The organism is Scytonema sp. NUACC21, from assembly GCF_054684315.1.
Genome location: NZ_BAAFZH010000066.1, coordinates 1 through 26,995, shown reverse-complemented (window position 1 = coordinate 26,995; position 26,995 = coordinate 1). Strand labels below are relative to the sequence as shown.

The 26,995-nt window shown below is 41.9% G+C and carries 17 protein-coding genes and 1 pseudogene; 7 read left to right on the top strand and 11 right to left on the bottom strand.

Annotated elements, in window-relative coordinates:
* Positions 1-411: 411 nt before the first annotated feature.
* The 3 genes and pseudogenes from ACYRY3_RS11480 to ACYRY3_RS11470 form a co-directional block, all read right to left on the bottom strand.
* On the bottom strand, positions 412-1,758 hold the full coding sequence (locus tag ACYRY3_RS11480; RefSeq protein ID WP_460201806.1) for an esterase-like activity of phytase family protein: 1,347 nt from the start codon (positions 1,756-1,758) through the stop codon (positions 412-414).
* 92 nt (positions 1,759-1,850) lie between these two features.
* Positions 1,851-2,111, bottom strand: a pseudogene (gene ndhM / locus ACYRY3_RS11475) (NAD(P)H-quinone oxidoreductase subunit M); the annotation flags it as partial.
* A complete protein-coding gene (locus ACYRY3_RS11470; RefSeq protein WP_460201805.1) occupies positions 2,039-5,320 on the bottom strand; it encodes a HEAT repeat domain-containing protein in 3,282 nt (1,093 codons plus the stop codon). The gene ACYRY3_RS11470 and the pseudogene ndhM, both read right to left, overlap by 73 nt.
* A gap of 146 nt (positions 5,321-5,466) precedes the next feature.
* On the opposite strand from ACYRY3_RS11470, the gene ACYRY3_RS11465 reads away from it, so the two are divergent.
* Together ACYRY3_RS11465 and ACYRY3_RS11460 are read left to right on the top strand one after the other, a co-directional pair.
* Positions 5,467-5,616 (top strand): hypothetical protein, encoded by a 150-nt coding sequence (locus ACYRY3_RS11465; protein WP_460201804.1) that lies wholly within the window; start codon positions 5,467-5,469, stop codon positions 5,614-5,616.
* A gap of 94 nt (positions 5,617-5,710) precedes the next feature.
* Positions 5,711-5,917: a hypothetical protein gene (locus ACYRY3_RS11460; RefSeq protein WP_460201803.1), complete on the top strand. Its 207-nt coding sequence runs from the start codon at positions 5,711-5,713 to the stop codon at positions 5,915-5,917.
* Between the two features lie 44 nt (positions 5,918-5,961).
* Here ACYRY3_RS11460 and ACYRY3_RS11455 read toward each other — a convergent pair whose 3' ends face one another.
* A complete protein-coding gene (locus tag ACYRY3_RS11455; RefSeq protein WP_460201802.1) occupies positions 5,962-6,339 on the bottom strand; it encodes a nuclear transport factor 2 family protein in 378 nt (125 codons plus the stop codon).
* Between the two features lie 499 nt (positions 6,340-6,838).
* Between ACYRY3_RS11455 and ACYRY3_RS11450 the strand changes: the two genes are divergently transcribed.
* Together ACYRY3_RS11450 and ACYRY3_RS11445 are read left to right on the top strand one after the other, a co-directional pair.
* Positions 6,839-10,147, top strand: coding sequence for a leucine-rich repeat domain-containing protein (locus ACYRY3_RS11450; protein WP_460201801.1), 3,309 nt, complete (start codon positions 6,839-6,841; stop codon positions 10,145-10,147).
* A 226-nt stretch (positions 10,148-10,373) separates the two neighbouring features.
* A complete protein-coding gene (locus ACYRY3_RS11445) occupies positions 10,374-11,246 on the top strand; it encodes a sensor histidine kinase (protein WP_460201800.1) in 873 nt (290 codons plus the stop codon).
* Between the two features lie 139 nt (positions 11,247-11,385).
* On the opposite strand, the gene ACYRY3_RS11440 is transcribed toward ACYRY3_RS11445, so the two are convergent.
* From ACYRY3_RS11440 to ACYRY3_RS11425, 4 genes are all read right to left on the bottom strand, one after another.
* A complete protein-coding gene (locus ACYRY3_RS11440) occupies positions 11,386-12,720 on the bottom strand; it encodes a cytochrome P450 (RefSeq protein ID WP_460201798.1) in 1,335 nt (444 codons plus the stop codon).
* Positions 12,721-12,730: 10 nt separating this feature from the next.
* Positions 12,731-13,699 (bottom strand): terpene synthase family protein, encoded by a 969-nt coding sequence (locus ACYRY3_RS11435; protein ID WP_460201797.1) that lies wholly within the window; start codon positions 13,697-13,699, stop codon positions 12,731-12,733.
* An 886-nt stretch (positions 13,700-14,585) separates the two neighbouring features.
* Complete coding sequence (locus ACYRY3_RS11430) at positions 14,586-16,163, bottom strand: NAD(P)H-quinone oxidoreductase subunit N (protein WP_460201796.1); 1,578 nt, start codon at positions 16,161-16,163, stop codon at positions 14,586-14,588.
* Between the two features lie 909 nt (positions 16,164-17,072).
* A complete protein-coding gene (locus ACYRY3_RS11425; protein WP_460201795.1) occupies positions 17,073-17,390 on the bottom strand; it encodes an RNA recognition motif domain-containing protein in 318 nt (105 codons plus the stop codon).
* Positions 17,391-19,071: 1,681 nt separating this feature from the next.
* Here ACYRY3_RS11425 and ACYRY3_RS11420 point away from each other — a divergent pair.
* Together ACYRY3_RS11420 and ACYRY3_RS11415 are read left to right on the top strand one after the other, a co-directional pair.
* Positions 19,072-20,973, top strand: coding sequence for a protein kinase domain-containing protein (locus ACYRY3_RS11420; protein WP_460201794.1), 1,902 nt, complete (start codon positions 19,072-19,074; stop codon positions 20,971-20,973).
* A gap of 76 nt (positions 20,974-21,049) precedes the next feature.
* Entirely contained in the window at positions 21,050-22,120 is a 1,071-nt protein-coding gene (locus ACYRY3_RS11415; protein ID WP_460201793.1) for an aldo/keto reductase, read from the top strand.
* A 413-nt stretch (positions 22,121-22,533) separates the two neighbouring features.
* Here ACYRY3_RS11415 and ACYRY3_RS11410 read toward each other — a convergent pair whose 3' ends face one another.
* A complete protein-coding gene (locus ACYRY3_RS11410; protein WP_460201792.1) occupies positions 22,534-23,463 on the bottom strand; it encodes a cobalamin-binding protein in 930 nt (309 codons plus the stop codon).
* A gap of 323 nt (positions 23,464-23,786) precedes the next feature.
* Between ACYRY3_RS11410 and ACYRY3_RS11405 the strand changes: the two genes are divergently transcribed.
* A complete protein-coding gene (locus ACYRY3_RS11405; RefSeq protein ID WP_460201791.1) occupies positions 23,787-26,408 on the top strand; it encodes a PAS domain S-box protein in 2,622 nt (873 codons plus the stop codon).
* Here the strand turns inward: ACYRY3_RS11405 and ACYRY3_RS11400 are convergent.
* Positions 26,388-26,813 (bottom strand): DUF1499 domain-containing protein, encoded by a 426-nt coding sequence (locus ACYRY3_RS11400; RefSeq protein ID WP_460201843.1) that lies wholly within the window; start codon positions 26,811-26,813, stop codon positions 26,388-26,390. The two genes, ACYRY3_RS11405 and ACYRY3_RS11400, sit on opposite strands and share 21 nt — an antisense overlap.
* Positions 26,813-26,995 (bottom strand): hypothetical protein (locus ACYRY3_RS11395; RefSeq protein WP_460201790.1); only part of this gene is annotated, 183 nt, incomplete at its 5' end. The genes ACYRY3_RS11395 and ACYRY3_RS11400, both read right to left, overlap by 1 nt.

The following is a 26,995-nucleotide window of genomic DNA, read 5'->3' as shown; positions in this document are numbered from 1 at the left end:
TGTTCTGAAAAATTTGCCCAATTATTGAGAATGGGTACCTTTTGTGCATGATTGTATGCAATGATACGCACCGATTTTACTTGCATGACCCCTGTTGTATGAGGCATAAAGCTAATTTCGACACCTTTTTATCAATGATTGCAGGCTGAAAAACACAAAGTTATGAAGGCATTGTTACCAGGTTATCAAAAACTCAGCATATTTGTTATATGTTGTCTTAAGGAAAGTTTATCTAAAAGTTTTTCAACAATTGTTGCTTATTTAGCGAGCTTCATCAAAAATTAATACTTTCACCGGATATTAAATTATGCTCTGTGAGAGTTTAATCACTTTCTTCTTTGTCCTCGGTCATTGGTCTAGTGTGCTTAACCCATAACCGAGGGCAGCCTTCAGTTTCTAGAAGTGCGATCGCTACCGCATTAAATTTAAGGGTTTATTTAGCCTGATAGCAATAAATTCTGTATTATCAATCTGTTTTGGTGTCCGTCCCATAGTATCGGCGTAGTTATTGTCGTTAATGACTAACAATGTTCTGGCGTCTATGGGCAGCACACTTTCGATAGTCACGAAGGGAAACGTAAACACTCCCTTAGTCGTGCCATTACCACCAATACCTCTAGAGTCAACAATTTTTAACAAATCTACTAGTAATTCTTTTTCTACAAAACCTTCTCGATTTGTCTTTGTGATATCGATTTTGTAGAGGCGTTTGAATTGAGCGGGGGTTTTAAATGCTGGATTGTTGGGGTCGCCTTGGTTATTATCCCGCTCGATAACTATAAATTCATTATTGTTAATGGCAGTCAGTTCTCCAATGAGATGGCTGGGATTTTCCATACGGTAGGGAAAAATTTTTCCTGAATACTTTTTGCTAGCTATGTCAAACTCATATATTAATAAGCGGTTCTTTTGCGGCTCGTCCTTTAATGCCCCTTCCAACATTGCGTATAGTTTTGTACCACTACTATTTAGTGCCAAACCTTCAAACCCTCTAGAACCTCCAAGGTTCGCGGCTGACAAGAGTGCCTTATCATCTGATAACTTGATAATATTTGGATGGTCGGGAGATTTTACAAAACTTAACCCTCCCTTCCCTGAAAAAACGGGCAAAGGAGTTGGAATATTTAACAGTTCTCCATTTCGATCTATGTGTAGCAAAAATGGACCAAACTCATCTCCCAACCAGTAAGTTCCATCATTCACCTGGCGGAAGGATTCAATATCAAAATCTCCTCCAGTCAGCAAGCGATTGCTTTTGATAAGCTGACTGACTGAATAGGTGCTATTTGGATAATAAGTTAAATCAGCAACAATGGCAAAATTATTTTTTCTGTTTTTGTCATTCAGTTCTATAAAACTTTGGCGATTAAAGCTTTGAAGTCTTTCTCCGGTTCTTATATTCACGGGAAAAACTTTTCCTGTCATGAAATCAGGTTCTACTGCGTAAATACGCAATACATAGTCGGGGGAATTTGCTTTTGCGCCAAAACCGTTATCTGAAATAACTAAGTAGGTACCTTGTTTGGGTCCAGCGATGGCAGCAGAAAAACCCTGTACTGGTTGTGTATTGATGAAGGGAGTCGTTCGGTTTGTCTTCTTGAAAAGACCTGTGGTCGTTCCAGGAGCAAAAGTATCTGCCCTCAGAATAGCACGCCCAACAAGCTCAGCAGCGCCAACTGAGGAGTTAAGCAAAAGGAACAAAACTAACACAGGCTGCTGCGCTAACAACGCACTCAGCAATTTTGGAATTTTGAGCATGGCAACTCCTCACACCTCACTTAAACTGTAGCAAGCAATTGAGTTACGAGTGCTGAGTATTGTGTGAGGGTGTACTCAGCACTCAGCAACCCTTACAGCCCGTAAGGTTCTTTTTGGTCGTCTGCTGCAACTTGGGGAAGCCCCATGCTGTAATTAACAACCCGTGCGCTGAGATTGTAGCTGATTTCGCCTTTGTGCAAGAGTCCTCGCACAAAATGCTCTAAGTCCGAACCAATGCGGCGTAAGTTGTAGTCTGTCAGGTCGGCACCACTATATGCTTCTACCAGTTCATCAAATTTGCGATAAACCCTTTGCAGAGCATCTTCATTCCAGTTAAATTCGTTGTCTGGGTCTCTATGAGTTTAAGTAAGCCAGGAATTGCCGTTTTTGAACCTATTTGACCCAGAGCTAATGCGGCACAAGAACGCACTTTTGCTTCGGGGTCTTCTATGAGTTTAAGCAAGCCAGGAATTGCCGCTTGCGAACCTATTTGACCCAGAGCTAATGCGGCACGAGCACGCACAGAATATTTGGGGTCTTTTATAAGTTTAAGTAAGCCAGCAATTGTCGCTTCTGAACCTAATTGACCCAAGGCATCTGCAGCACGAGAACGCACAAAAGATTTGGAATCTTCTATGAGTTTAAGTAAGCCAGGAATTGCCGTTTTTGAACCTATTTGACCCAGAGCTAATGCGGCACAAGAACGCACATTTGCTTCGGGGTCTTCTATGAGTTTAAGCAAGCCAGGAATTGCCGCTTGCGAACCTATTTGACCCAGCGCTTGTGCGGCATGAGCACGCACATCAATTTCGGGGTCTTCTTGTATAACTTTAATTAAGTGAGGAATTGCTGCTTCTAAACCTATTTTAGCAAGTCCTTCTATGGCAGAATAGCGCACATCAGATTCAGAGTGTTCTATGAGCTTAATTAAGCCTGGAATTACCGCTTCTGAACCTATTTTAGCAAGTCCTTCTACGGCAGAATAGCGCACATCAGATTCAGAGTGTTCTATGAGCTTAATTAAGCCAGAAATTGCCGCTTCTGAACCTATTTTACCCAGCCCTAATGCACTAAGATAACCTACATCAATTTCCGGGTCTTCTATGAGTTTAATTAAGCTAGGAATTGCCTCTTCTGAGCCAATTTGACCCAGCGCGTATGCGGCACGAGCACGCACAGAAGATCCTGGGTCTTCTATAAGTTTAATTAAGCTAGAAATTGCCGCTTCTGAACCAATTTTACCTAGCGCTTCTGCCGCATTAGCACGTACAGAAGAGCTTTTATCCTCAAGGAGTGCTAACAGGGTATTTATTGCCTCTTCTCTTTCACCCAAGGAAGCACGATATTCTTGAAATTTGACTTTATCTATTTGCGCGGCTTTGTTTTTCAACAACTGTAAGGCTTGAGCTTGAAAGGCAGTCTCATTCAAACTGCAAAGAGTTTGAAAGACTTGTGACCGAATTTTGTCAGTGACTTGTAGTGAATCACTGACTTCCAGCGCCACCAATGCTTGCAAAATCTCCTCTGGTAGGCTAGTCTCTGCAGTTTTCAAGCCTTTGGGATTTTCAGCAAGGCAACTAGCAGCAAAAAATAAATCGCGGTGCAACCATTGTTCATATTCGCTGTGTTGGTCAAGAATTGCCCGAATAGCCTTGGCAGCAGGTTTGGGCTTTTGTTGGGCAATGAGCAGCAGCAATACTTCTCGCCAGTGAGGATCGTGAAGATGGTCTTTGATGTAATTTATTACAATGTTAAAGTCGTTCTCGTTTTGTAGCTGGTAGATAATTTCTTGAGCACAAAGATATTCCTGAAAGGTTTTATGCACAAAGGCGTAACAGTCTTGTCCTTGTTCATTGAGCAAACCTGTACGGTCTCTTATAAACTCTACAAAGCGTTTTGCTTCTGCTTGAGCCTCATACAATTTAACCTGTTTTAGCGTCTTGATGTCTTTACTCAACTGCTCAATTAGTTCATCCCGGTCAATGAGGGTACCGCCTTCTTTATCTCCCGTACTCTCTTGTGTATGAATCCAGCAAGCCAGACTTTCTAACAACCGTTTTAAGTCATCTAATTCTAAATACTGGAATACCAGGCGATTGCTGAATTCTTTATTAGCATCCCAAGAGGTTAATAGAGTTTCTACTGCTTTTTCATATAGCTTATAGCGCTCTCTTGGTAAAGAAGCTTGATAACGGTGAATTAAGGCAATAATCGTTAACAGGAGTGGATTTTTTGCCAACAGCTTAATCCGGTCATTATCAGCAAGTGCCTTTCTCAGGCTATCTTTGCGGCGTTGCGCTTCTTCTAAATCTTGAATGCGGCTGTCGTACCAACGGTTGATAAACTCTTCTATCTTAGTATCGTCAAATGGCTGGAGTTGATAGTGAGGAAAATCTTCCGTGCGAAAAAAGTCGCGCCTGTAACCCGCAGGACGAGAGGTAATAATCGCCCAATTTCGAGAGAATTGACTTAAAAAAACTTCAATCTGATTGACAATTTCATAGCGGTGTGCAGTATCCGCAACTTCATCTAATCCATCTAATAAAATTAACGCTTTACCATTTTCCAGCCAATACTCAAAAAAACCAGTTGGAATCTGTTTTATGCCTAAATTTTTATGAGCAAATTGCTTTATATATTCTAAAATACTGAGTTCTCCGTGTCTCGCTAAATCTCTGATTTTAATCAAAATTGGTAGTAAATTTTTATCTGCTGTTAGCCCAAGATTTTGTGTTTTTTTATCAGCTATCATTACGGTAAAATAAGTCATCAAGGTGGTTTTACCAGAACCTGGAGCACCTAATAAAACTAATTTATTAGACTTACTTTCACTTAACAGTTGTTTTGCTAAAAATTTACGGCTAGAAATATTTTCCAATCGTATAATCTGACGTTGTTGCCGAATTAACTCTGCCTGACGCTTGTTAATGTTCGCCACTTCATCGGTTAACTCAATATCTTTTTCAGCATCTAATTTATTCTCGCTGGTTTGTGCATCTTCTATAACATCAGGCATGACAAAAATCTGAGTGGATTTGATAGATTTTTCCACTTCTTTACCTTCTACTGCAATTCCAGCAAGCTTAATATCATCAAACCAGTATACTAGCTGCTTGCAGTATTCTTCTTTAGCAATTTTACATCTTAAATAGGCACTCGTTTTTTCAAAGTAAATTTGTGTAAATTTTGTAACCCAGGGCTCAAGACCAACCTCATTCAGTTTAATATTTAACTTGTTTGCAGCTTGCTTAAAAGTCTCAATTAGATGACGTTTATCAGGTGCTTCTTGATTTCTTAGCGGTTTTTCTAATTCCTCTTGAACCCCTGAAGATTCAAACACTTTAGCAAGGAATGTACCAATTTGCTTTTCCTCACAACGGTGAAACAGCCCTTGTTCTAATCTCTTCTTTTCTTCCTCTTGAGCCGCTTCTATCCCCTCTTTAATAGCCATCTCCAACTCTGCTGGATTTAATTGGCTATTAATTTTTTTAATGATTGCTTTTGCAACCGTTGGCAGAGTAGCCTTTAGTAAACCCCCGCCAATAGTTAACCAATCGATCATACTGACACCATCTTTACTAAAGTGGTATTTGCTGTATTATCCCTAACACCATAATATAAGGGATTCATGGAGTGTGGGCGATCGCACTATACCCTAAACTAGAATCGCTGCTTTTAACAGTTAGTGGATGGTGTGCGAAAATGTAGTTGTCCAAGGCAAGGTTATTCTCTGATGAACCAGATCTTGTAGGTTGGGGAGCCACAAAAAGTGCGGTGAATCTAGAGAAAGTAGGCGGATTCCCAGAGTTGAGTGAAGTGGCGTTTGAAGAACAAAACCCAACGAACCAGTTTTTGTAGTGCCACGCGTTGGATGTTGCTTGGTCTCAGCACAGAAGCTTAACTAGATGTTCATGTTAAAATTATACATGGAAGACCGTTGGGAGCAGTCAAGGTGAAATTCAACCAAAAACTAGCAATTGCCGCTCTTGGTGTTACCTTAATATTCGCTGGCATAGAAGTCAACCGAAACTCGGTTGCATCGGGAACCGACCAAACCAAGGCTCAACAGTGTTCGGTCTGTTCTTTGGGGGGATTGGGAGTGTTGTGCTTGTCTTCTCTATTCCTAAAAAGTCGGAAAAATAAGAATCTGCCCTTGTAGCAATTCCTTTGTTGGAGGACTGGTGTTAGTGGTTCACTGCTTTGTTAAGTAACCATACCTATATGGGCAGCGACGATATGCCAAGTTCCGCTTGGAGAGATAGCCCAAACTCGCGTGTAACGAAAGTTACCATTTGCAGGGCTGCCATTATAACTACCAGATACTTGCATACGGACTGATACGATCGCTACCTCTCCATGAACTTGGATATGCTGCTCAGAAGGTTTCAGTTCATGAATCTTAATCAAACCAGATTCGTGAGCAGCTAGATCGTCTTGTTTTCCCAATAACTCCCCAAGATGACTTGTGATGATAATTTCGGGAGCTAATAGTTCATTTAAGACGCTGACATCAGAAGCAAGCATCGCAAGTCTAAGGCGTTCTTCCGCATCGATAATCTGAGTTTCAACTGTGTTACTCATGGTGCTTAATCATTTAGATGTAGTAACAGTGCGCGATAGCTTCGCTCCTGCCCGGAGGGCAGATCGCATCATCCTCTTGTAACATGAAACCTCTATCCTACCAACTCTTTAGGGCTTCCTCATCCGTTGTAGGAACCCTTACCTGATAGTTTTTTGATGGCAAGCGATAGCTTCGCTACAGCATAGCGGCAAATCGCTACAAGAAACGATAATGAAAATAATGTTATCTTTTACGATTTTTTTAGTGCAAACAAGATTTTTTATGAAACCGCCATAGCGAAGCGTGCGTGCTAGCGCGTAGACGCCAAGGACGCGGAGGATGAGAAAACAGAGAATATTTATAAATCATTTAGGATTGCTATATTGACAAGAAAGGAGAGATATGAAGGAGAATTGTCAGGCGTTCGGGTTCGGTTATTTTAAATAATCGAGCGATCTCCATCCATCTTAGAGGTACCGCCAAAAACCCAAAACAGCGAAATGAGTAGAGAGCGCGTTTATGACCGAGGCAGAACTACTAGAGGTAATAGAACAAGCAGCAACAGAAGGCGCAACAGAACTTGACCTCAGTGGCAAAGGATTGTCGTTTTTACCATCTGAGATAGGCAAACTGTCTGAACTCCAAAAACTGATTCTTGGGAAATACTGGTATAACAAAGAGGGTAGTATCGTCGGTACTATCGGGAACAACCTGAGTGCTTTACCTAAAGAAATTGGACAGCTTCATCAACTTGAAGAACTTGAGATAGTTGGGAATCGCCTCAAAACTCTGCCACCGGAAATTGGACTCCTTACCAACTTGCGATCGCTCAACCTCGAAAGTAATCAACTGAGCGAGTTGCCAGCAGAAATCGTCCAACTCACCAACTTGCAATCGTTATACCTTGGTGATAATCAACTGAGCAAGCTGCCACCAGAAATCTTCCAACTCACCAACTTGCAATCGTTATCCCTCGGTGATAATCAACTGAGCGAGCTGCCACCAGAAATTGTCCAACTCACCAACTTGCAATCCCTTAACCTCAGTTCTAATCAACTGGGTGAACTGCCACCAGAAATCGTCCAACTCACCAACTTGCAATCTCTCGATCTCAGTTCTAATCAACTGAGTGAGCTACCAGCAGAAATCTTCCAACTCACCAACTTGCAATCCCTCGATCTCAGTTCCAATCAACTGAGCGAGCTACCAGCAGAAATCTTCCAACTCACCAACTTGCAATCCCTTAACCTCAGTTCCAATCAACTGAGTGAGCTACCAGCAGAAATCTTCCAACTCACCAACTTGCAATCGTTATCCCTCGGTGATAATCAACTGAGCGAGCTGCCAGCAGAAATTGTCCAACTCAACAACTTGCAATCCCTTGACCTCAAAATTAATCAACTGAGTGAACTGCCAGCAGAAATCGTTCAACTTACCAACTTGCGCTCGCTGTACCTTTGGAGTAATCAACTGAGGGCTCTACCAGCAGAAATCTTCCAACTCACCAACTTGCAATTGCTAGACCTTAGCTCTAATCAACTGAGTGAGCTACCAGCAGAAATCTTCCAACTCACCAACTTGCAATCCCTTGACCTCAATGATAATCAACTGAGTGAGCTGCCAGCAGAAATCTTCCAACTCACCAACTTGCGATCGCTATACCTTTGGAGTAATCAACTGAGGGTTCTGCCAGCAGAAATCGTCCAACTCACCAACTTGCAATCCCTTGACCTGAGTTTTAATCAACTTAGTAGGCTGCCATCAGAATTCGGACGCCTCACCAATTTGCGCTTGCTTGACCTGAGTTCTAATCAACTCAGTGAGCTGCCAGCAGAAATCTTCCAACTCACCAACTTGCGATCGCTATACCTTTGGAGTAATCAACTACGTGGGCTGCCACTCGAAATTCGACAACTGCCAAACCTGGAAACACTTGAGCTGCGTGGGAACCCAGTCCCGATCCCCCCTGAGATTTTGGGTTCAAAGGAAAGCCCGAAATATCCCGGTGATGTCAATGAAATTCTCGATTTTTATTTCCGGGTGCAAGATCCAAACGAAACCGAACCCCTTTATGAAGCAAAATTCTTGATTGTTGGTGAAGGGGGTGCAGGTAAAACCTCCCTAGCTAAAAAAATTGAAGCTGAAACCTATCAACTCCAATCCAATGAAAAATCAACTCAAGGCATTGACGTAATTCAGTGGCGCTTTACACATAACGATCGAGATTTTCGCGTTAATATCTGGGATTTTGGCGGTCAGGAAATTTACCACCAAACCCACCAGTTTTTTCTCACCGAACGTTCTCTCTATGCCTTAGTTGCGGATACTCGCAAAGAAGACACTAACTTTTACTGGTGGTTGAAGATTGTTGAACTCTTAAGCGACAATAGCCCGGTTCTGATTATTAAAAATGAAAAACAAGACTGTCAGTGTGAAGTTAACGAGCGCTCTCTGCGAGGAGAATTTACCAATCTCAAAGAAGTTTTAGCAACTAACTTAGAGACTAATCGCGGTTTAACAGAAATAAAAGATGCTATTGAGCAATACATTAGCAGACTGCCTCATGTTGGTACACCTTTGCCTAAACTTTGGGTAAGAGTTCGTTCTGCTTTAGAAAATTATTCTCGCAACTACATTAGTTTTGAAGAGTACTGTCAACTTTGCCGATTTAATCAGTTAACTGACCGTGAAGATATGCTGCGACTTAGCCGATATCTACACGACCTGGGCGTATTCCTTCACTTTCAAGACGATCCTACATTAAAACACTATGTCATTTTAAAACCAGAATGGGGTACAACTGCTGTCTACAAAGTGTTAGATAATGAAACAGTCAGGAAAAATTTGGGTTGTTTTACACGGGAAGATCTCAAACATATTTGGAACGCCTCTGAATATGCCGATATGCGAGATGAACTGCTCCATCTTATGATGCGCTTTAAGCTTTGCTACCCAATTCCCAATCGTCCTGGCAACTATATTGCACCGCAATTACTCAATATCAACCAACCCAATTACCCCTGGGACGATACAAACAATCTAATTTTACGCTACGAATACGAGTTCATGCCCAAGGGAATTCTCACACGCTTCATTGTGGAGACACACCCTTGGATTGAAGAACAAAAACTTGTTTGGAGAAGTGGTGTTATTCTCAATAAAGACCAAACACGTGCCGAAATCATTGAACGCTACAATCACAGAGAAATAAAAATCCGTGTTACAGGAAACCGCAAGAAAGAATTGTTGGCAGTTATTAATCATGAATTCGACAAAATTCATCAATCTTTTGAACGTTTGCAATACCGTACTCTTGTTCCTTGCAACTGCGTGGAATGTAAAGGAAGTCAACAACCTCATTCCTACCCTTTAGACAACTTGCACAAGCGCTTGAAAGCTAATCGGTATCGGATTGAGTGCGAGAAGAGCTATCAAATGGTTGATGTTCGCAGGCTAATTGATGATGTCAATTTGCAACAACTGGGTTCGGAACAGGAACTTAATCACAAATCTGTACAATTACAACAGGAACTCTCTCAGGATAGAGATAAGTCATTCCAAAATCAAAAAGCGACTCCGCAACAGCGCAAAAAATTACACTCTGCTCTCAGCAGTGCTTTTCCCAAACCGTCATCGCTTGAGCAATTGTTATATTACGAGCTAGGTAAAAACTTAAACGAAATCACTCAAGAGAGTAATCTCAATACAATTATCTTTAAATTAATACAAACAGCCGAATCTCAAGGATGGCTTTCACACCTAGTTCACGCTGCATATGAATCAAATCCTGGAAATTCAGAGTTAAAAGCTATTGCTCAAGAATTTTGAAAAAACATAGGCTTGAAAAACAATGTTAAGACGAATTAATTATGGAGATTTCTCTTCTGAGAACACATTGGTATGAAATGGCGTTCCTCACGGCTTACACTCGTTGCTTTACCCGCCTGGAGGTTCAAACTCCCATGCGATAGCTTCGCTCCTGCCCGGAGGGCAGATCGCTATGACAGCTTGGTGTGATAGGTTTGAATTGCACCTCTAGATCGAATCGTCTGTTGTGGCTAAGGATCGTTTTCATCAAGTTGTTAAGACCGCTCTTGCTAAGGATGGGTGGAATGTTACTCACGATCCGCTTCAGATTAAAGTAGGCGTTACTCACGCTACAAATTATGTGAATTCCTTATTAAATTTAATTGCTATATATCGGCAAGAATTTTCAGATTCCTCCACTCTTGCTCGGGAAAAAGCTGTTGAAATTGATTTAGATTTTATAGAAGAAGATTTGCCCAAGCTTTTAGATTCTATGAAGGTGGGAACTTCGCGTATTCGGAATATTGTTTTGGGTTTACGCAACTTCTCTCGTTTGAATGAAGCAGAAATGAAACTTGTCGATATTCATGAGGGCATCGATAACACTTTGATGATTCTGCACCATCGATTGAAGGTAAAAAGGAACCTGCACGATACGGCTGAAGCCGTTAAGCCAAGGGCTTATCGTTCTGAGATAGAACTTACCAAAGAATACAGTCAACTTCCTTTAGTTGAATGCTACCCCGGTCAACTCAATCAGGTCTTTAGGAATATTATTGCCAATGCGATTGATGCTTTACACGATCGCAGCGAAATTGAGGGTAGACGTTTGTGCGATGGCTACAAACCAACAATTCGCATTGGGACTGAACTAGCAAACAGCGATCGGGTCTTGATTCGGATTGCTGACAATGGTCATGGGATATCTGAGAATGTACGTCAGAAAGTCTTCGACCCATTTTTTACTACTAAGTCAGTCGGTAGCGGTACTGGGTTGGGATTATCAATTAGCTATCAGATTGTTGTGGATAAACACAAGGGTAGTTTAACCTACAGTTCTGTTCTTGGCGAGGGAACAGAGTTTGTAGTCCAAATTCCGCTCAGACAGTCATGTAGCTAATAATACTCATAATCTAGATGAAATCGGTGGGCGCTGCCCTACTATCTAGCTCATGATTTGGTGTTGGTGGGCACTGCCCACCCTACTATCTACCTTTAGTTATGGGGTAATTACGATTTTTGAGAAGCGACTTGACTGGCTACGAGGCAAGACGGCGAAAGTTAACCCTAAGACCATCACGAGGATATGGTGTGGGAAATAGGACTGGATTTAAATTTTGTTCTGCTTCCAGTTCCCACTCATACTCGCGTAGCAGCATTGCTGTCAACAGTTTTATTACCAATTTGCCAAACTCTTTGCCAGGACATTCTCGCATTCCACCACCAAAAGGTACATAACCAAATGGTTTCGCTTTATCCTCAGCCCTCTCTGGCGCAAAACGCTGTGGGTCAAAAAGTTCGGGTTGTGTATAGATAGAACTGTCTTGATGAGTTCTTCTAATCACGTAAACAGCAATCCAATTTTGGGGAATACGATAACCATTGAATTCAAATTCCTTGATGACTTTGCGGAAACCAAAAGTAGCAGACGGAGTGACTCGCAAAACTTCCTTAACGACTTGCTCCAGATAGTTCATCTGCTTTAGGTGTTCCAGTGTTAGCGGTTTCTCCAACCCCATCTGTTGCTGTTCTGCACGGGCAGTTGCCAAAACTTCCGGAGACTGTGCTAACAACATACACATTGCTGTCAGCGCAGATCCTATTGTATCGTGACCCCCAAATAGAAACGTTAGAATTTGGTCTTTCACTTCTTCCAAACTTAACTTATTCCCATCTTCGTCTTGTACTTGCAACAGTAGCCCTAAAAGATCTTGATTTGTATGTGATTGCTGCTGGCGTTTTCGTACAATTTCCTCAATGCGTAGCAGTAGTTGCTTGCGACTGTGTAATGCTCGACCAAACTTAGTCCAAGGTAAACGTATTGGTATGGAAAATAGCCCGTCTCCCCACTCCTCAAAGTACTTGCTGAAATGGCTATCATCAGAAGTATCCACATCTACAAGAACCTTGCAAGCGACATCAAGAGAATATTTGCTCAGTTCTGGGAACCAGCTGAATGTACCCATGCGTTCCCATTTGTCTAAATAACTATGGCTGATGCCTTCTATTGCGGAAACGGATTGTTCCAGGATTTTTGGTTGAAAGGCTTTATTGAATATCTTGCGTCGATTTTGGTGCTCGTTACCTGTTTGGATAACTAAAGACTTCTTCCCTAGCAATACCTTCAGACTTTCTGGCCATCCAACAGAAAGATGGGACTTTTCATTGGCAAACAAATGACGATTTGCTTCTGCTCCGATCGCCATCACTGTAGGATATCCAAATAAACTGGTTTTGAAAATAGATCCGTATTGCTTCTGCCGCTTTTCGACATAATGTGGATCGTACAGGAAGTTAAACGTTTCACCAATTAAAGGTAGACCCAAGTTCCCAGGGGGTAACGGTAGAGATTGTTGGCTAATAGTTGCTGTCATTTTACGTCTCTTAGTATTTAACTGGTTCCAACATTTCTACACTTTGATAGCGCTCTGTATGAGAATACCAATCCAGATTGCCACGTGTCCAAGCATGCATTATGGATATATATTGTGCCAATTCGGTATCTAGTTCGTTTCCAAAAACTGGCATAGACTCTTCCAAGCTTATGAGAGCTTCTATCTCTTTATCGTGCATGATAACAGCACGCTCGACGGATTCTTCTAAAGAAAGCTGTTGTTGATAATGCAGTACTAAAACTATGTTATGTACATCTCCGCTTAACATTTCTCTAGATGCTGAAAAGATATCATTACACCAAGCAATAACGTTAATTGTCATTAGCTTAAGCTTGTCTACAAAATAGTGATTTCGCAAAAAATCACTAAGTATGAAGTCATTACAAAATTCACTCACTGTGAAGAAAAGATGCCCTCCTAAACTTGCTCTACGGATCTTCATATGAGTGTCAATGTCAGGCACGATGTTTTGTGCGCGGACTTTTGCTTCTTCAACGCATCCTTGAAAGTATTCTTCAAAGCAAAGGAGAAAGTGACGAAACCATCGAGCGCTTCCTTTTTGAACCGTTCTCTGCCGCAAGTCGTATAAGGCACGAGTCAGAGGTATGTCACTGTTTGTAAGTTCTGCTCCATGTAAGATTTCCAAAAATCTTTGGCGATAAACCTTCAATGCTTCAGGTTGTTTTTTTAACTCTGACAAATCGCATTTGTCGTCCCAAATAAATACCCAACTTAACCAATCATTTCCAATCTTTAATTCTTCTAATTCGCAGTTTGGATAAGCACGTGCAGCTAGTAAAAAGAATTTTGACTTAGCAAAACGACGATAGGTAGATTCATTTGCAAGTAAATTGAAGCGCAACACCCATTCTAAAGAATAATCGCCCAGCACATCAACATATTTATTAATTTGAGATGGAAATGGACAGTATAATTTAGGGAAAGTGAATTGATTCATAAAACTTTTCTCAGTGACAGAAATACAGGACAATTTGACCCAACCTCAGGTCAGTGGGCTTAAACAACAACTGCTAGTGGCAGCTAATTTCCTAGAGATCTTGGCCAATCGCGTTCTTACAAAGCAATTTACTGCTGCAAGTAACATGAAATTTTGGTTTTAGGCATATCCTAATGAAGATGGACAAGGAGTAAACTTTTCTAAGGAATTAATGCCCAAAACGAAAAGCTATTCTTCTTTTAAGTCGATACTTGCAAATTCAATAAACTTTCTGGAAGAAGCTAGAGCAAAACCATGCCTTTGCATCAATACGATCGCTTATTTTAACAGTGCTTTCCTCAACTTTTTCCATCTTTACTTTTTCTGCAATAATGGCTGAACTACAACACGCTATACAGGATTTGAATTGAAAATTACTCCTGCATTTTGTAGGATTTCAGATGATTACTATTGCTTCAAAAACTTTATTGTGTCTAATTATTAAGTTTAAAAAAAAAAATTACATCCGTAAATTTATCTGTTTACAAATTTGGTAAATAATCAATAGAAAAACGTATTTTTTCCAGGTTATATAAAGAAAATAAAAAAAAAGTGTGAAGACATAGCTTATTCATTGTGGACAAGTAAGTAAGCTTTTTGTTAACTAGTATAAAAATAGACTTTAACTCAGAGGATTATTGAATTTATGAGTTATTTTAATTACTTCTAATTAAGTAGATTTATTGAATTGTCAGGAAATACTAATTTTCTAAGGCTGAAAAATCTATTAAAATCTATTTACCTTTTCGTAAATAATCTCTTTCCCAGCCTCTAGCTGGGAACCGGATGCTAAATCCCCGACTTCTCGAAAGAGTCAGGGATCTAGAGCACTTAAGGGTAAACCTAATTACGGGTTGAGACTGATGGAATTTTCCTCTCCCAAGGTAGGCATAATTTCCGCTTTCACAGTTGGATGTGTAATTGATTGCAAAATGGGGGTATTAGCAACCGAATTGTTAGCCAATGTGAAGATGGGATTTGATAAAATTCCAATTACGGAAGTAGCAACTAAGGTCACAATTAATCCTACCTGTATGGGTCTGTAGCCGGGAAGATTCCAACGCACTTCTGGATAATTCTTGACTGCGTCAGACATCTCATGAGGTTCTTTAACAACCATCATCCTAACGACGCGGATGTAGTAGTAGATGGAGACGACAGTAGTAATTAATCCAAGCAAGACTAACCCGTACTGTCCACCTTGCCAACCTGCCCAGAACAAGTAAATTTTCCCGAAGAATCCAGCTAATGGTGGAATACCACCCAATGAAAGTAGGGAAATACTTAATCCTAAGGTCAGCAGTGGATCTTTCTGATACAAACCAGAGTATTCCACGATTTGGTCGGTTCCCGTCCTTAGAGAGAATAGAATTACGCAGGTGAAACCGCATAGGTTCATAAACAGGTAAACCAACAGGTAGAAGACCATACTGGCATATCCTGCCTCTGTACCGGCAACCAAGCCAATCATGACAAACCCGGCTTGAGCAATGGAAGAATAAGCCAACATCCGTTTCATGCTGGTTTGAGCGAGGGCGACTACGTTACCCAACACCATACTCAAAACAGCAAGAGCGGTGAAAACAAATTTCCACTCTTCTGTTACTAAGGGGAAGGCGGTTGTCAGCAAGCGGATAGCTAGGGCAAACCCAGCAGCTTTAGAACCAACCGATAAAAAAGCAATCACAGGAGTAGGCGCACCTTCATAAACATCTGGTGTCCACTGGTGGAAGGGCGCAGCCGAAATTTTGAAGCCAACACCCGCAATCACAAATACTAGGGCAATGACTAAGCCCAGAGATTGGCCAAAACCAGATATGGCAATTCCATCGGCGATCGCACTCAATTGGGTTTGCCCACCTGATAAACCGTACAGCAGCGAAACCCCATACAAAAACACCGCTGTGCTTGAAGCGCCAATCAACAGGTATTTTAGTGCTGCTTCATTGGAACGGGGGTCTCGCTTTGTGTAACCTGTGAGCAAATAAGAGGAAATACTCAGGGTTTCCAGAGAGATGAAAATCATCACCAACTCACTAGCCCCTGACAAAAACATTCCTCCCAGGGTAGCGGTTAGCAAAATCGCTATGAATTCTGCTAAAGCGGTGCCACTTTGTTCGACATAGCGAATTGACATCAATATCGTTACGGCAGCAGATAGAGCGATAATACCGCGAAAGACGATACTGAGGTCATCGCCATTAAAGGCACCAATAAACGAAATGGGATTTGTGTTATCCCACTGGAAATACAGGGCGAGGGTAGAAGTTAGCAAACCCGCACACGCCAGATATCCTATCCACCGTGCGGATGTCCGCCCTACAATCAAGTCAACAATCAAAACCCCCAAGAGGGTAAGGATGACAATTCCCTCTGGCAATATTGTTCCAGCATTTAACTGGGATGCAAGACTAGCAAAATCCATGAGCTATGTTGGTTTTGGTTATTAGACATAATGGTCCAACTTTGTTCATTCTATTGTCTTTTGCTGATGTTGCATTATTCTTGTTGTGTTAAGCCACTGCTACTATTACGTTAAATTATGTTTAAGTTTATAGATTGTAATTCTACTTACAGAATACAAATCGGTCATTTGAGTGTATATTCCTTCTTACCAAAAATCATTTACTTTTATCTATCCTTTGCATAAGAATAAGCAGATTCAGATACTTTGTGACGCTCCTACACCTCCCTAGCGGGTAGGTGTAGCACCAATCGAACAGGAATGCAGTTCTAGTCCAGCACCCTCAATTACAAATGAGCCATAACGGGACTCGGATTTGAACCGTGGTCTACCGCTTCGCTTGCCATTGCTGTCACCCGCAATAAATCGTTCAAATGTTTTGTCTACGCACTTGCAGACTTCCTGTAAGGTGTTTGCAGGAACTCACTTAAAGTCCAACTCCTCACCCGAACATTGCACCGTCATATCATGTCCGGGTAAAGACTTATCATTAAGGCAGATGGGGAGATGGGGAGAGGGTTTTCCGGTTTTTGCGATTATTGTTTAATCATAACTAATTTAACCGGACTTAATATTACAAGGTCTTTTTTGAGGTCTGGCAGATACTTTTTCTGGATTCTCTACGAACATTAGCCAAGAAAATGTCAAAGAAGGGGGCATCGAACCCCCTCCTTTGACCCGCATTCCTCTCACCCTCCCCTATCGGGTAAGACGTGAGGCTCCTGCGGGGTTAGCTGAACTGCCCGCAAACAAAAATCTCTATTCAGCTACTTATTTAACAGCCATCGCTACAATGTGCTGCATTTTTTAAAACTGTCAGTGCTTCTTGGCAATAACTCTGAAGCTTGATTTTATCAATAACTTCTAGCGTTAATAAGAGCGTCTGGAATATCCACCGACACTGCTCTTGCCCCAACCACCAGAGCTAGAGCGACCGTTTTTCTCCTCCCGTGGTTTTGCTTTGTTGACTTTGATTACACGACCCATCCACTCTGCACCATCCAGAGATTGGATAGCAGCTTCTTCTGCTGCTTCTGATTCCATTTCTACGAATCCAAAGCCCCGCACGCGACCTGTCTCTCGATCGGTGGGTAGCTGAACTCGGGTCACAGTACCATACTCGGAAAATACTTTGCTAAGGTCTTCTTGTGTAACGCTGTAGGATAGGTTACCTACGTAAATTGACATGAAACTCTCCAGAATCCAATGACACAAGAGATGTTCATCCGGAGATTTGCTTGCAGTTATTGATAAAAACAAGGTTTCTTTCGCCGAATTCACTTCTCCAAATTTATCGTAACACAACTTTTTATTAAGAGAGACTAAGCTTGCCATTCTGTCTTGATTTCTGAGAAGTATCAATTTTTACTATTTTCTTTTAAAAGGGGGAAATGACTCATTACAACTAAAATTATGTAAGCGAACTATACTAGATATACTTTCTATACTAATAGAATCTAGATGAACTGAAACTTTCTTCAGAGGATCTGTCTTAAACTCTGTCTCTACCGACATTCCGCACGTATCCCCATCAAAATTGGCTTCAGGGGTAACTCAAGATTTCTCTCTTGCGAAAGCTATGAAAATGACCATTCATCAAATCAACCAAAAATAAACCTTTCAACTCCACCGATCGCTACTGTTACTTTGATATTTTTTCTTTCTACTTAATAAGTATGAATACTTATGAAGATTGCTTTTCATTCAGCCAATACATTGACAGTATTCGCTATTTCAGTAGTAAGAATCAACATAACTAGATAAAAAATCTTAATATACTGTCTTTCCTACTAACTACTAATATTTTCTTACAGTTTCATACCCCCGTTGAGTATTAAGTACCCTATGCTTTTGAGGAACAGAAATGCAGCGTTCGGTATTATAGTACTGCAGTACTATAATACCGACTTCTATGTGCCGTGTTTCTCCTACAGTTCCACTTCTCTATAATGTGATGCCGATGCTCGGTTACTTCTCCCTCTGCTAAAGTGAGGTGAGATAGCTTTTTCTCGAGACATTTGATATACCCCACTTTATCCATTGCGTTTGCCCTTATATGTTGGCAGTTCCCTAGATTAGGCTAAACCTCCTATGGCACCTTTGTAGCAAGCTATGTGCAAGGCACAGGCACAGGCTCGGTCGCGATCTCGATGCCTTCTGCTATGTTGGCAAGGACTGTACGCGATCGAGACTGGGCTTACGGAAGTTCTTAAATTTGATTTAATTTTGGCATAGCCACTAGAAATGGCAATAGGGTATTAATGTATTGACCTTGAGGGGGATTTTGAAAACTGTAGTCGCCAATTATGCCTGAGATAAGTTAAAGATTGAAATAACTGGAAATTCACACCCCTGCTGCCCCTACTTTTCCCTTTGGTTCGGGCTTTGCCCACAGGTATAGGGATTGTTCACGCCAAGCAGGCGGTTTGTGTCAGGATTAAATCACATTAATCCAACAGCGCAAGGTTTAATTTAACCGACACGCTCTCAATGATTTCTTTCAATTGATTGTTTAGCTGAACAGCTATTTTTTTTTGTAATTTCCATGTCAACTCTCGTCATCGTTGTCATTTGTCATTCGTCATTTGTCATTTGTCATTTGTCATTCGTCATTCGTGATTAGTCATTCGTTATTTGTCATTAGTCATTCGTCATTTGTCTTTGACCGAGGACTAAGGACAAAGCACCAATGACCAAGGACAAAGGATTAAGGACAAAGGACAAAGGATTAAGGACAAAGCACCAATGACCAAGGACCAAGGACAAAGGACTAATGACAAAGGACAAAGGACTAATGACCAAGGACTAAGATACATTTGAAAGAGCGCGTTATCCTAGTCTGAGTTGGGTGAGGGCTTAAGGCTAAACTATGACAACAAAGGTGCTGAACAATCGCTATCAAGTTATCCAGGTCCTGGGATCTGGTGGATTTGGTGAAACCTTTTTGGCGGAAGATATCCATATGCCTTCTCGCCGTCGGTGTGTCATCAAACAACTCAAACCGGTCACCAAGGACCCAAAAATTTACCAAATGATTCAACAGCGGTTTGAACGAGAAGCGGCAACCCTGGAGTATTTAGGTGAAGGAAGCGAGCAAATTCCCAAGCTATATGCTTATTTTTCCGAACAAGGACAGTTTTACCTCGTTCAAGAATGGATTCAAGGTGAAACATTGACCAGTTTTGTCAGCGCTAAGGGGTTGCTGAGCGACACGGAAGTCAGGAAAATTTTATTAAGTTTGCTGTCAGTCTTGGATTATGTCCACAGTAAAGGCATTATCCACCGGGATATAAAACCAGATAACATTATTATCCGCTCTTCCAATGGCAAGCCCGTTCTGATTGATTTTGGTGCGGTTAAGGAAACAGTCCGTTCAGTAGCTAGTACTTCGGGGAATTTAACGCAGTCAATTGTGATTGGCACACCAGGGTATATGTCGAGCGAGCAAGCTATTGGACGCCCGGTTTATGCAACTGACATATATAGTTTGGGGATAACAGCAATCTACTTACTGACAGGGAAACACCCCCACGAACTAGAAACTCATCCCCAAACTGGCGAAATTATTTGGCATAAATACGCCCCTGGTGTATCCCCCGAATTAATGACGGTTATCAACCAGGCAATAAAGCCCCATGCTAGCGATCGCTACACAACTGCTAGTAAAATGCTATATGCTCTGCAATCTGCGACTTCTGCACCAACCCTTCCACCAACATCAGCCCCTCAAGCCACAATACCCCTGTCTCCCAACGGTATTGGTTCTTTGCAAAATACCAAACTCCATTCTCCCAATGAAAGAACTCCGGTTATTTCTCCTTCTTCCAGCGACTGGCAAAAAAGAGCATGGATTGCAGGCAGTTTGCTTGTAGGTAGCTTGATTGGTGCGGTTGCAATAGGCAGCATAAGCCGCCAACCGGAACCTGAAATTCCCGTTGCTACATCACCTGTACCTGCACCACCTGCAGAAGCCAACATAGCAAATCCAACTTCATCACCAACAGCTGTCACGCCTTCAAACGAAGCCAATTCGCCAAGGCGCGTGCCCAGAGTTTTTGTACCACCTCCAGTCCCAGCCCCAGCTGCACCCAATCCAATTCTGAATAACCCACCAATAGAACAGCCAGTAGAAACTCCCGCACCTCCTTCCGATCCTGTTGTCTCTGCCCCTCAAGAACAGGAAGAACCATCAACATCTCAACCAGCCTCAGAACCCTCTGAAGACGCAGATGATTCCGAATCCCCAGATGCTTCTGCGCCACAACAACAGGAACAACCGGAAACTCCCCCAGCCAACGAAAACTCAGAAGCTTCCACGCCAAAAGCCGAGGAGGAAAATCCAAAAGTAGCAACTGCTAATACTAGCAATCCCAGTGTCCCTGCATTTCCTGTTGGCACTTCTAAAGAAACAGTTCAAGCAGCATTAGGAAAACCCCGCAGGCGTTCCAATGGTTTGTGGAAGACTCATGCTTATCTCTACGAGTTAGAACCAAACCGTATCGATCTTGGTTATTTATTTGACCGCAAAACTGGAGTTCTGCGTCAAACAGAAGTTTCTTTTGCTCAATCTGTTGAGCCTGAAGTCATGCGGAGTACACTGCAAGGTATGTTGGGGGGCAATGCCTCTGGTGATATCAAGCAAGGGCTGCAACAAGTCTACGAACGCCAAAGCAGTAGATATTCCTTTAATGTTGGTAAGTTAGAAGGGGTCATAGAACGCAATAGAGAAGACCAAATTTATATTGCTGTTTGGGATGGAGATTTGCATTAAAAAAAGTGCTGAAGGTAGATTTCTTTCTTGACAGGTGACATGGAAAATAGTAGGAGATGTCTACTGGGCGAACACCATGACAAGCAACAAAACAACAAGACGCAATTTTTTGAAAACTAGCGTAGCTGTTGCTGGAGGAATTGTGGGAACTTCGGCTTGTCAAAAACTCACAAATCCCACAGTAGAATCATCGGAAAATTTTAGTTCTACAGTAGATTTGCGATCTGCCCAGAGGGCAGGAGCGAAGCTATCGCAGGATGCATCTACCCCAGCATTGAGCACACCGTTAGCGAAAATGCCACAAAGAATGCTGGGACGCACGGGTGTAACATTGCCAATCCTTGGTTTGGGAGGATCTGCCTCACCCCTCTCCCGCCCACAAGAGGAAGAGGAAGCTAACTCCACAGCCATTATTGAACGGGCGTTTGAACTGGGTATTCGTTACTTTGATACGGCTTCCAATTACGGACCGAGTGAAGAACGCTTGGGTAAAGTGCTATCATCCCATCGGCAAGATATATTTTTAGCCAGTAAAAGCAATGCCAGAGATCGCGATCGCGCATGGCGAGAATTAGAGCAATCTCTCAAACGTTTAAAAACCGATTATCTTGACCTGTGGCAGTTTCACTCTGTTTCCTTCGATTGGAATCTAGATGCCATTTTAAATTCCAAACACGGTGCAATTAGAGTTGCACAAGAAGCGAAAGCGCAAAAAATCATACGGTTTATTGGTATCACAGGGCACAACAATCCTGAAATCATAGCCGAAGGGTTGCGCCGCTATCCATTTGACACCGCACTCATCCCCATCAATGCTGCTGACAAACACACCCCAAATCCCTTCATTACAGGCGTGTTGCCACTGTCACAAAAGAAAAACACTGGTATCATTGCCATGAAAGTCCCCGCCTATGGGAAGCTGTTTAAACCCGGTGTTCTGGAGGGAATGCATCAAGCGATGGGATATGCTCTCTCCCAACCCGGCGTTCACTGTTGCATTATTGCAGCAGAAGATGTAAATTTGCTAGAGCAAAATGTGAGAGTCGCTCAAGCTTTTCAGCCGCTTTCAAAAGAGGATTTATCAATCATTGAGCAACGAACTGCTTCTGTTTGGCAAGATAGTAGTTTTTTCCGTCAATGGGCTTAATATATAAAGTATGAAGGATGAACAAATAAGTTAAGCGTAGGTTGGGGAGCCACTGCGTTGTGGGGGTTCCCCCATTGAAGCAAGTGGCGTTTGAGAAACGAAACCCAACACAATCGGTCCTCTTTAAAAAATTGACTGACAATACTTTTTCCCATAACCTCTGCTAGTAAAGGAGGCACTGCATTAGCTACTAATCTGTGCCGATCTAATGTTTTGACGTTCCCACTACGTCCCATTAAATCTTTCATCTCAATTTCGCGGACGGCGAGAGGTTGTGGGTGCGGGAGAAGATGGCGGAAAAAAACACACTGTTACTGTGAGTGAGGCAGCTTTGCCAGGAAACCTAAGAACGCTGATTGAATTGCCCGAACAAGTTAAAAGGTAAAAGATTTTTTACCTTTTTACCTTTTTCCTTATAGTACTTCCCAACCCTTGCCTTTATAACCGTATTGGAAAATTTCTGGATGCAAAATTTCTGCCAAAATTTCCAATGAATCTACCAGTCGCGGGCCCGGACGATTGAAGTAGGAATTACCGTCAGTAATGTAGACTCTGCCAGTTTGAACAGCGTGCAATTGCTGCCACTCTGGATTCTGACACAGCAATTGAGCTTCTTGGCGGGTTCGATTTAAATCAAAGCCGCAGGGCATAAAAACAACGATATCTGGATTGTTGGAAATAAAAGTTTCCCAACTCAAAGAAGTAGAAGATTGACCTGCAACGCCAAACAGAGATTGTCCTCCTGCGAGAGTCACCAATTCAGGAATCCAATTGGCAGCAAACATCAAAGGGTCAGTCCACTCAATACAAGCAACCGTTGGCAGGTGTTCTGTTTGGGATAAACCTTTTGTTTTTTGCTCTACAATTTTTACCCGAGCTTCCAAATTTTCTAGTATGGGTCGGGAGTCTATGCCAAAAACCTTGCTCACTCTATCAATATCTGCCCAAACATCTTGGAGAACATTTGGTTGCAAGGAGATAATTTGAGGTGAGATCTGGGTGAGAGACGCAACTGCTTCTTGTACATCTTTTATACTAACAGCACAGACATCACACTGGTCTTGGGTAACAATATGAGTCGGCTGTAATTTTTCCAAGATATCTGTTTTAATTTGATAAATACTTAGAGCCGATTGCAACAAACTGTTGATCTTATCATTAATTTCACTGCTAGGGTCATTCGTGTTTATACGCGCTTGCGTGCAAGCTGGGCGATTGTTGATTTCTGGGGGAAAATCACATTCGTGCGATCTCCCCACAATTGCATCAGTCAAGCCCAGCACTGCTAAAATTTCCGTGCCTCCTGGAATTAAGGAGACAATTCTGACGCCATCATCCGTCATTGCTTCACCTCTGCAATAACTGACATATCCTTATAATTGTCGCAGAAGTTTGCCACTTCAGTATCTTTCTATAGGTGAATGATACAAAGCTTTTTAAGAAGATTCTACCTACTTACTTATAGCTTTACGTTTACTTGATAAAGTACAATCTCAAACTTATAGATATCGTTATATTGGATCTATTCCTAAGGAATGCTAAGGGTTTATCATTCGTCTCTCATGTACACGTGCTAGTTCTAAATCTAGCCATTGTAGTAGTGGGTGACTTGGAGGATAAGGCGGCACGACAATAAGCGGTAAGCATGGGCATAGAAAACTTTTTGATGAAAACAGAGCTTCCACCTCAACGATTGCAGGAAATCACACTATGTGTAGGCGAACAACAGCAGTGTCAACCTTTAGAAAACAAGCGAACTCAGAAAGCAGTGTATCAAAATCAAGTAACCGAGCTTTCCATGCAGGACACGAACCAACAGCAGGGAGAAAACCAACCTACACAACCCTTTAGGTCTGCCTTATCAGACGAAGCTAGGTTTCGATACTTGTCTGAAGCAGCTTGTGAAGGAATTATATTACATGATGGCAGCATCATATTAGATGCCAACAGTACTCTCATCAACATGACTGGTTATGAAGCTTGGGAACTGGTTGGCATGAGTAGTTTTGCACTGTTTACTCCAGAATCCCTGAAGTTAATTAAAGAAAATACTCTTTTGGGCTGTAAAAAACCATATGAAGGAGTTGTAGTTAGGAAAGACGGTTTCACAATTCCTGTTGAACTGCAAGGTAAAATCATTTCTTATCAAGGAAAGCAAATACAAGCGCTCGCTATCAGAGATATTACAGCACAAAAGCAAGCAGAAAAGGCTTGGCGAACAAGGGAAGATTGGTTGATCGGGCAAAGCAAAACCCTTGTAAAACTTGCTCGCAGTCAAACTTTTCAGCAAGGGAATCTCAACCTAGCATTTGAGGAAATTACAGAAGCGGCTGCCCAAGCTTTAGAAGTGGAACGTGTTGGTGTATGGTTATACAGTAAAGACTTCTCAAAAATTGAATGCGTAGATTTATATGATACTAAAACAAAGCGACACGCAAGAGGTACATCACTTTTAAAAGCGAACTATCCTACTTATTTCCAAGTTTTAGAAGAGCAACGCACCCTAGCAGTTGATGATGCTATACGAGATAGGCGAACCCAAGAATTATCTGAATCTTATCTTTCCGTGCTAAGTATTGCATCTCTCCTAAATGCATCAATTTGGTTAGAGGGTCGCTTGATAGGAGTTGTTTGCCACGAACATACTGGTAGCATTCGTCAGTGGACATTGGAAGAAGAGAACTTTGTCGGCTCAATCGCAGATTTTGTTGCCTTAGCAGTAGAAGCAAGTGAGCGACATACCCTGTACTCAAATGTGCGTCAAAGTGAAGCATGGTTCCGGGCGATTGTTGAAAATGCTTCTATGGGCATTGGACTTGTTGAGATGTACGGCAGGATTGTGGAAGCCAATCCTGTGTTATGTCAAATGCTGGGATACAGCCAACAAGAACTATACGGTAAGAATTTTACAGATTACATTTTCAATCATCCCGGCGATCTAGAGATTTACCAAGAATTACTCTCAGGAGACAAGAAACGTTTGGATATGGAAAAGTGTTTTCTGCATAGAGACGGTCAGCCTGTGTGGGGGCACTTAAGTATTTCTCTCATTCCAGACACAAATGGTGAACCTCAGTTTTACCTGGTGACCATACAGGACATTACTAAACGCAAAGAAACAGAGTTGAAACTGCATGAAAGCAAAGAGGCAGCTGAGGCTGGTAGTAAAGCAAAAAGTGAATTTTTGGCAACCATGAGCCATGAATTACGGACGCCTTTGAATGCAATTATGGGGTTGTCCCAACTGCTACAACAAGAAATAGTTGGTTCTCTTAATGACAAACAGAAAGAGTATATCAATTGTATTTACAACAGCGGCGAACACCTTCTGGCACTCATTAACGATATTCTTGACCTGTCTAAGGTAGAAGCGGGTAAAGAAGAGCTTTTCTTATCACCCGTGTATGTAGAAGAATTATGTAATTATGTCATATCGACAGTACGCGATCGCGCAACTGAAAAGGGGCTGCAACTGACTGTAGAAATTGACAAAGAAGCAGATATATGTTATGCCGACGATCGTCGGATAAAGCAGATTTTACTCAATCTACTCACAAATGCTATCAAATTTACTCCAGCAGGAAAGGTATCGCTAGAAGTCAAAAAATTACCCCAAGGAATTACATTTGCTGTCAAAGACACTGGTATCGGAATTGACAAAAGCCAATTTCAATTTTTGTTTGAACCTTTTAAACAACTTGATAGTCGGCTCAATCGGCAGTACGAAGGTACGGGTTTGGGTTTAGCTTTGACACTCAAGTTAGCCCAATTGCATGGTGGAGATGTCACTGTGGAATCAACTTTGGGAGAAGGAAGTTGTTTTACCTTATTTCTGCCGTGTGAACACCAAGCAGACAGTGGGGATAGCCAGACTATCTCCTCTTCGTCTCTCCTCCTCCCCGCCGCCTCCCCTATGACCTCAAGCAAACGTATTTTACTTGTAGAACATGACGAACACACTGCTATCTTGTTGCAAGATTATCTTCAAACAATAGGTTACCAAGTCGAGCGAGTGATTCACGGAAACGGCTTTTTAGAGCAAGTGCGAGACCAACAGCCAGACTTAATTTTGTTAGATGTGGAGTTATTGGGAGCTGTCACAGGCTGGGATTTGCTCAGACAACTGCGGCAACAAAGCGATTTACAAGATTTACCTGTGGTTGTGATGATACCATTGGTTATGGCAAGCGATCGCGAACGGATAAAACAAGTCGGTGCTAACGACTGTCTGAGCAAACCTATCAGTATCGTTCAACTGGAATCAATACTAATGCGTTATCTCACTTAATGCAGTTTTTTGTATTTGATTGAACTTAGTTCTAATCGTTTCTATTCGCCTGCGATTGACACCCAGATCGCTTTGACCCAATCGCGACGATGAGCGAACTTGGATAACATTGGCATCGCGATCTAAATACAACTCCACATCATCCACAAATCTGAATACGGGAATAGTAAACTCAGCATACAAATAATCCTCAGTTTCAGTAACTATTTTGGTTCTAGGTAGCGATCGTATCAGGCGTTTGAGATCGGTGAAAGCCTGTTCCGGAGTAGAGGTATAGGTAAGGGGTTCAATTTTGTGAACTGCATCCGAACTTTGGCTGCAAACACAGTTGGGAGTCTTGGGGCATGGTGCTAATTTAGCGTCGCGCACACCCAAGTGATTCGGTCGTTTGCCTGCAAAAACCATCATTCCCTTGATGAAACATGAATAGGTGGACTGTTTTGATGGTCGTAGACATTTGTTTCTACCGCTTCAGCTTTTTGACAGAGAAATGACCAGCTTGCTGCAAATTTATTTGTCATGGAATCTAAAAGCGGTATAACGTAGAACGTAGGTTGGGTTGAGGAACGAAACCCAACATTTAAAGT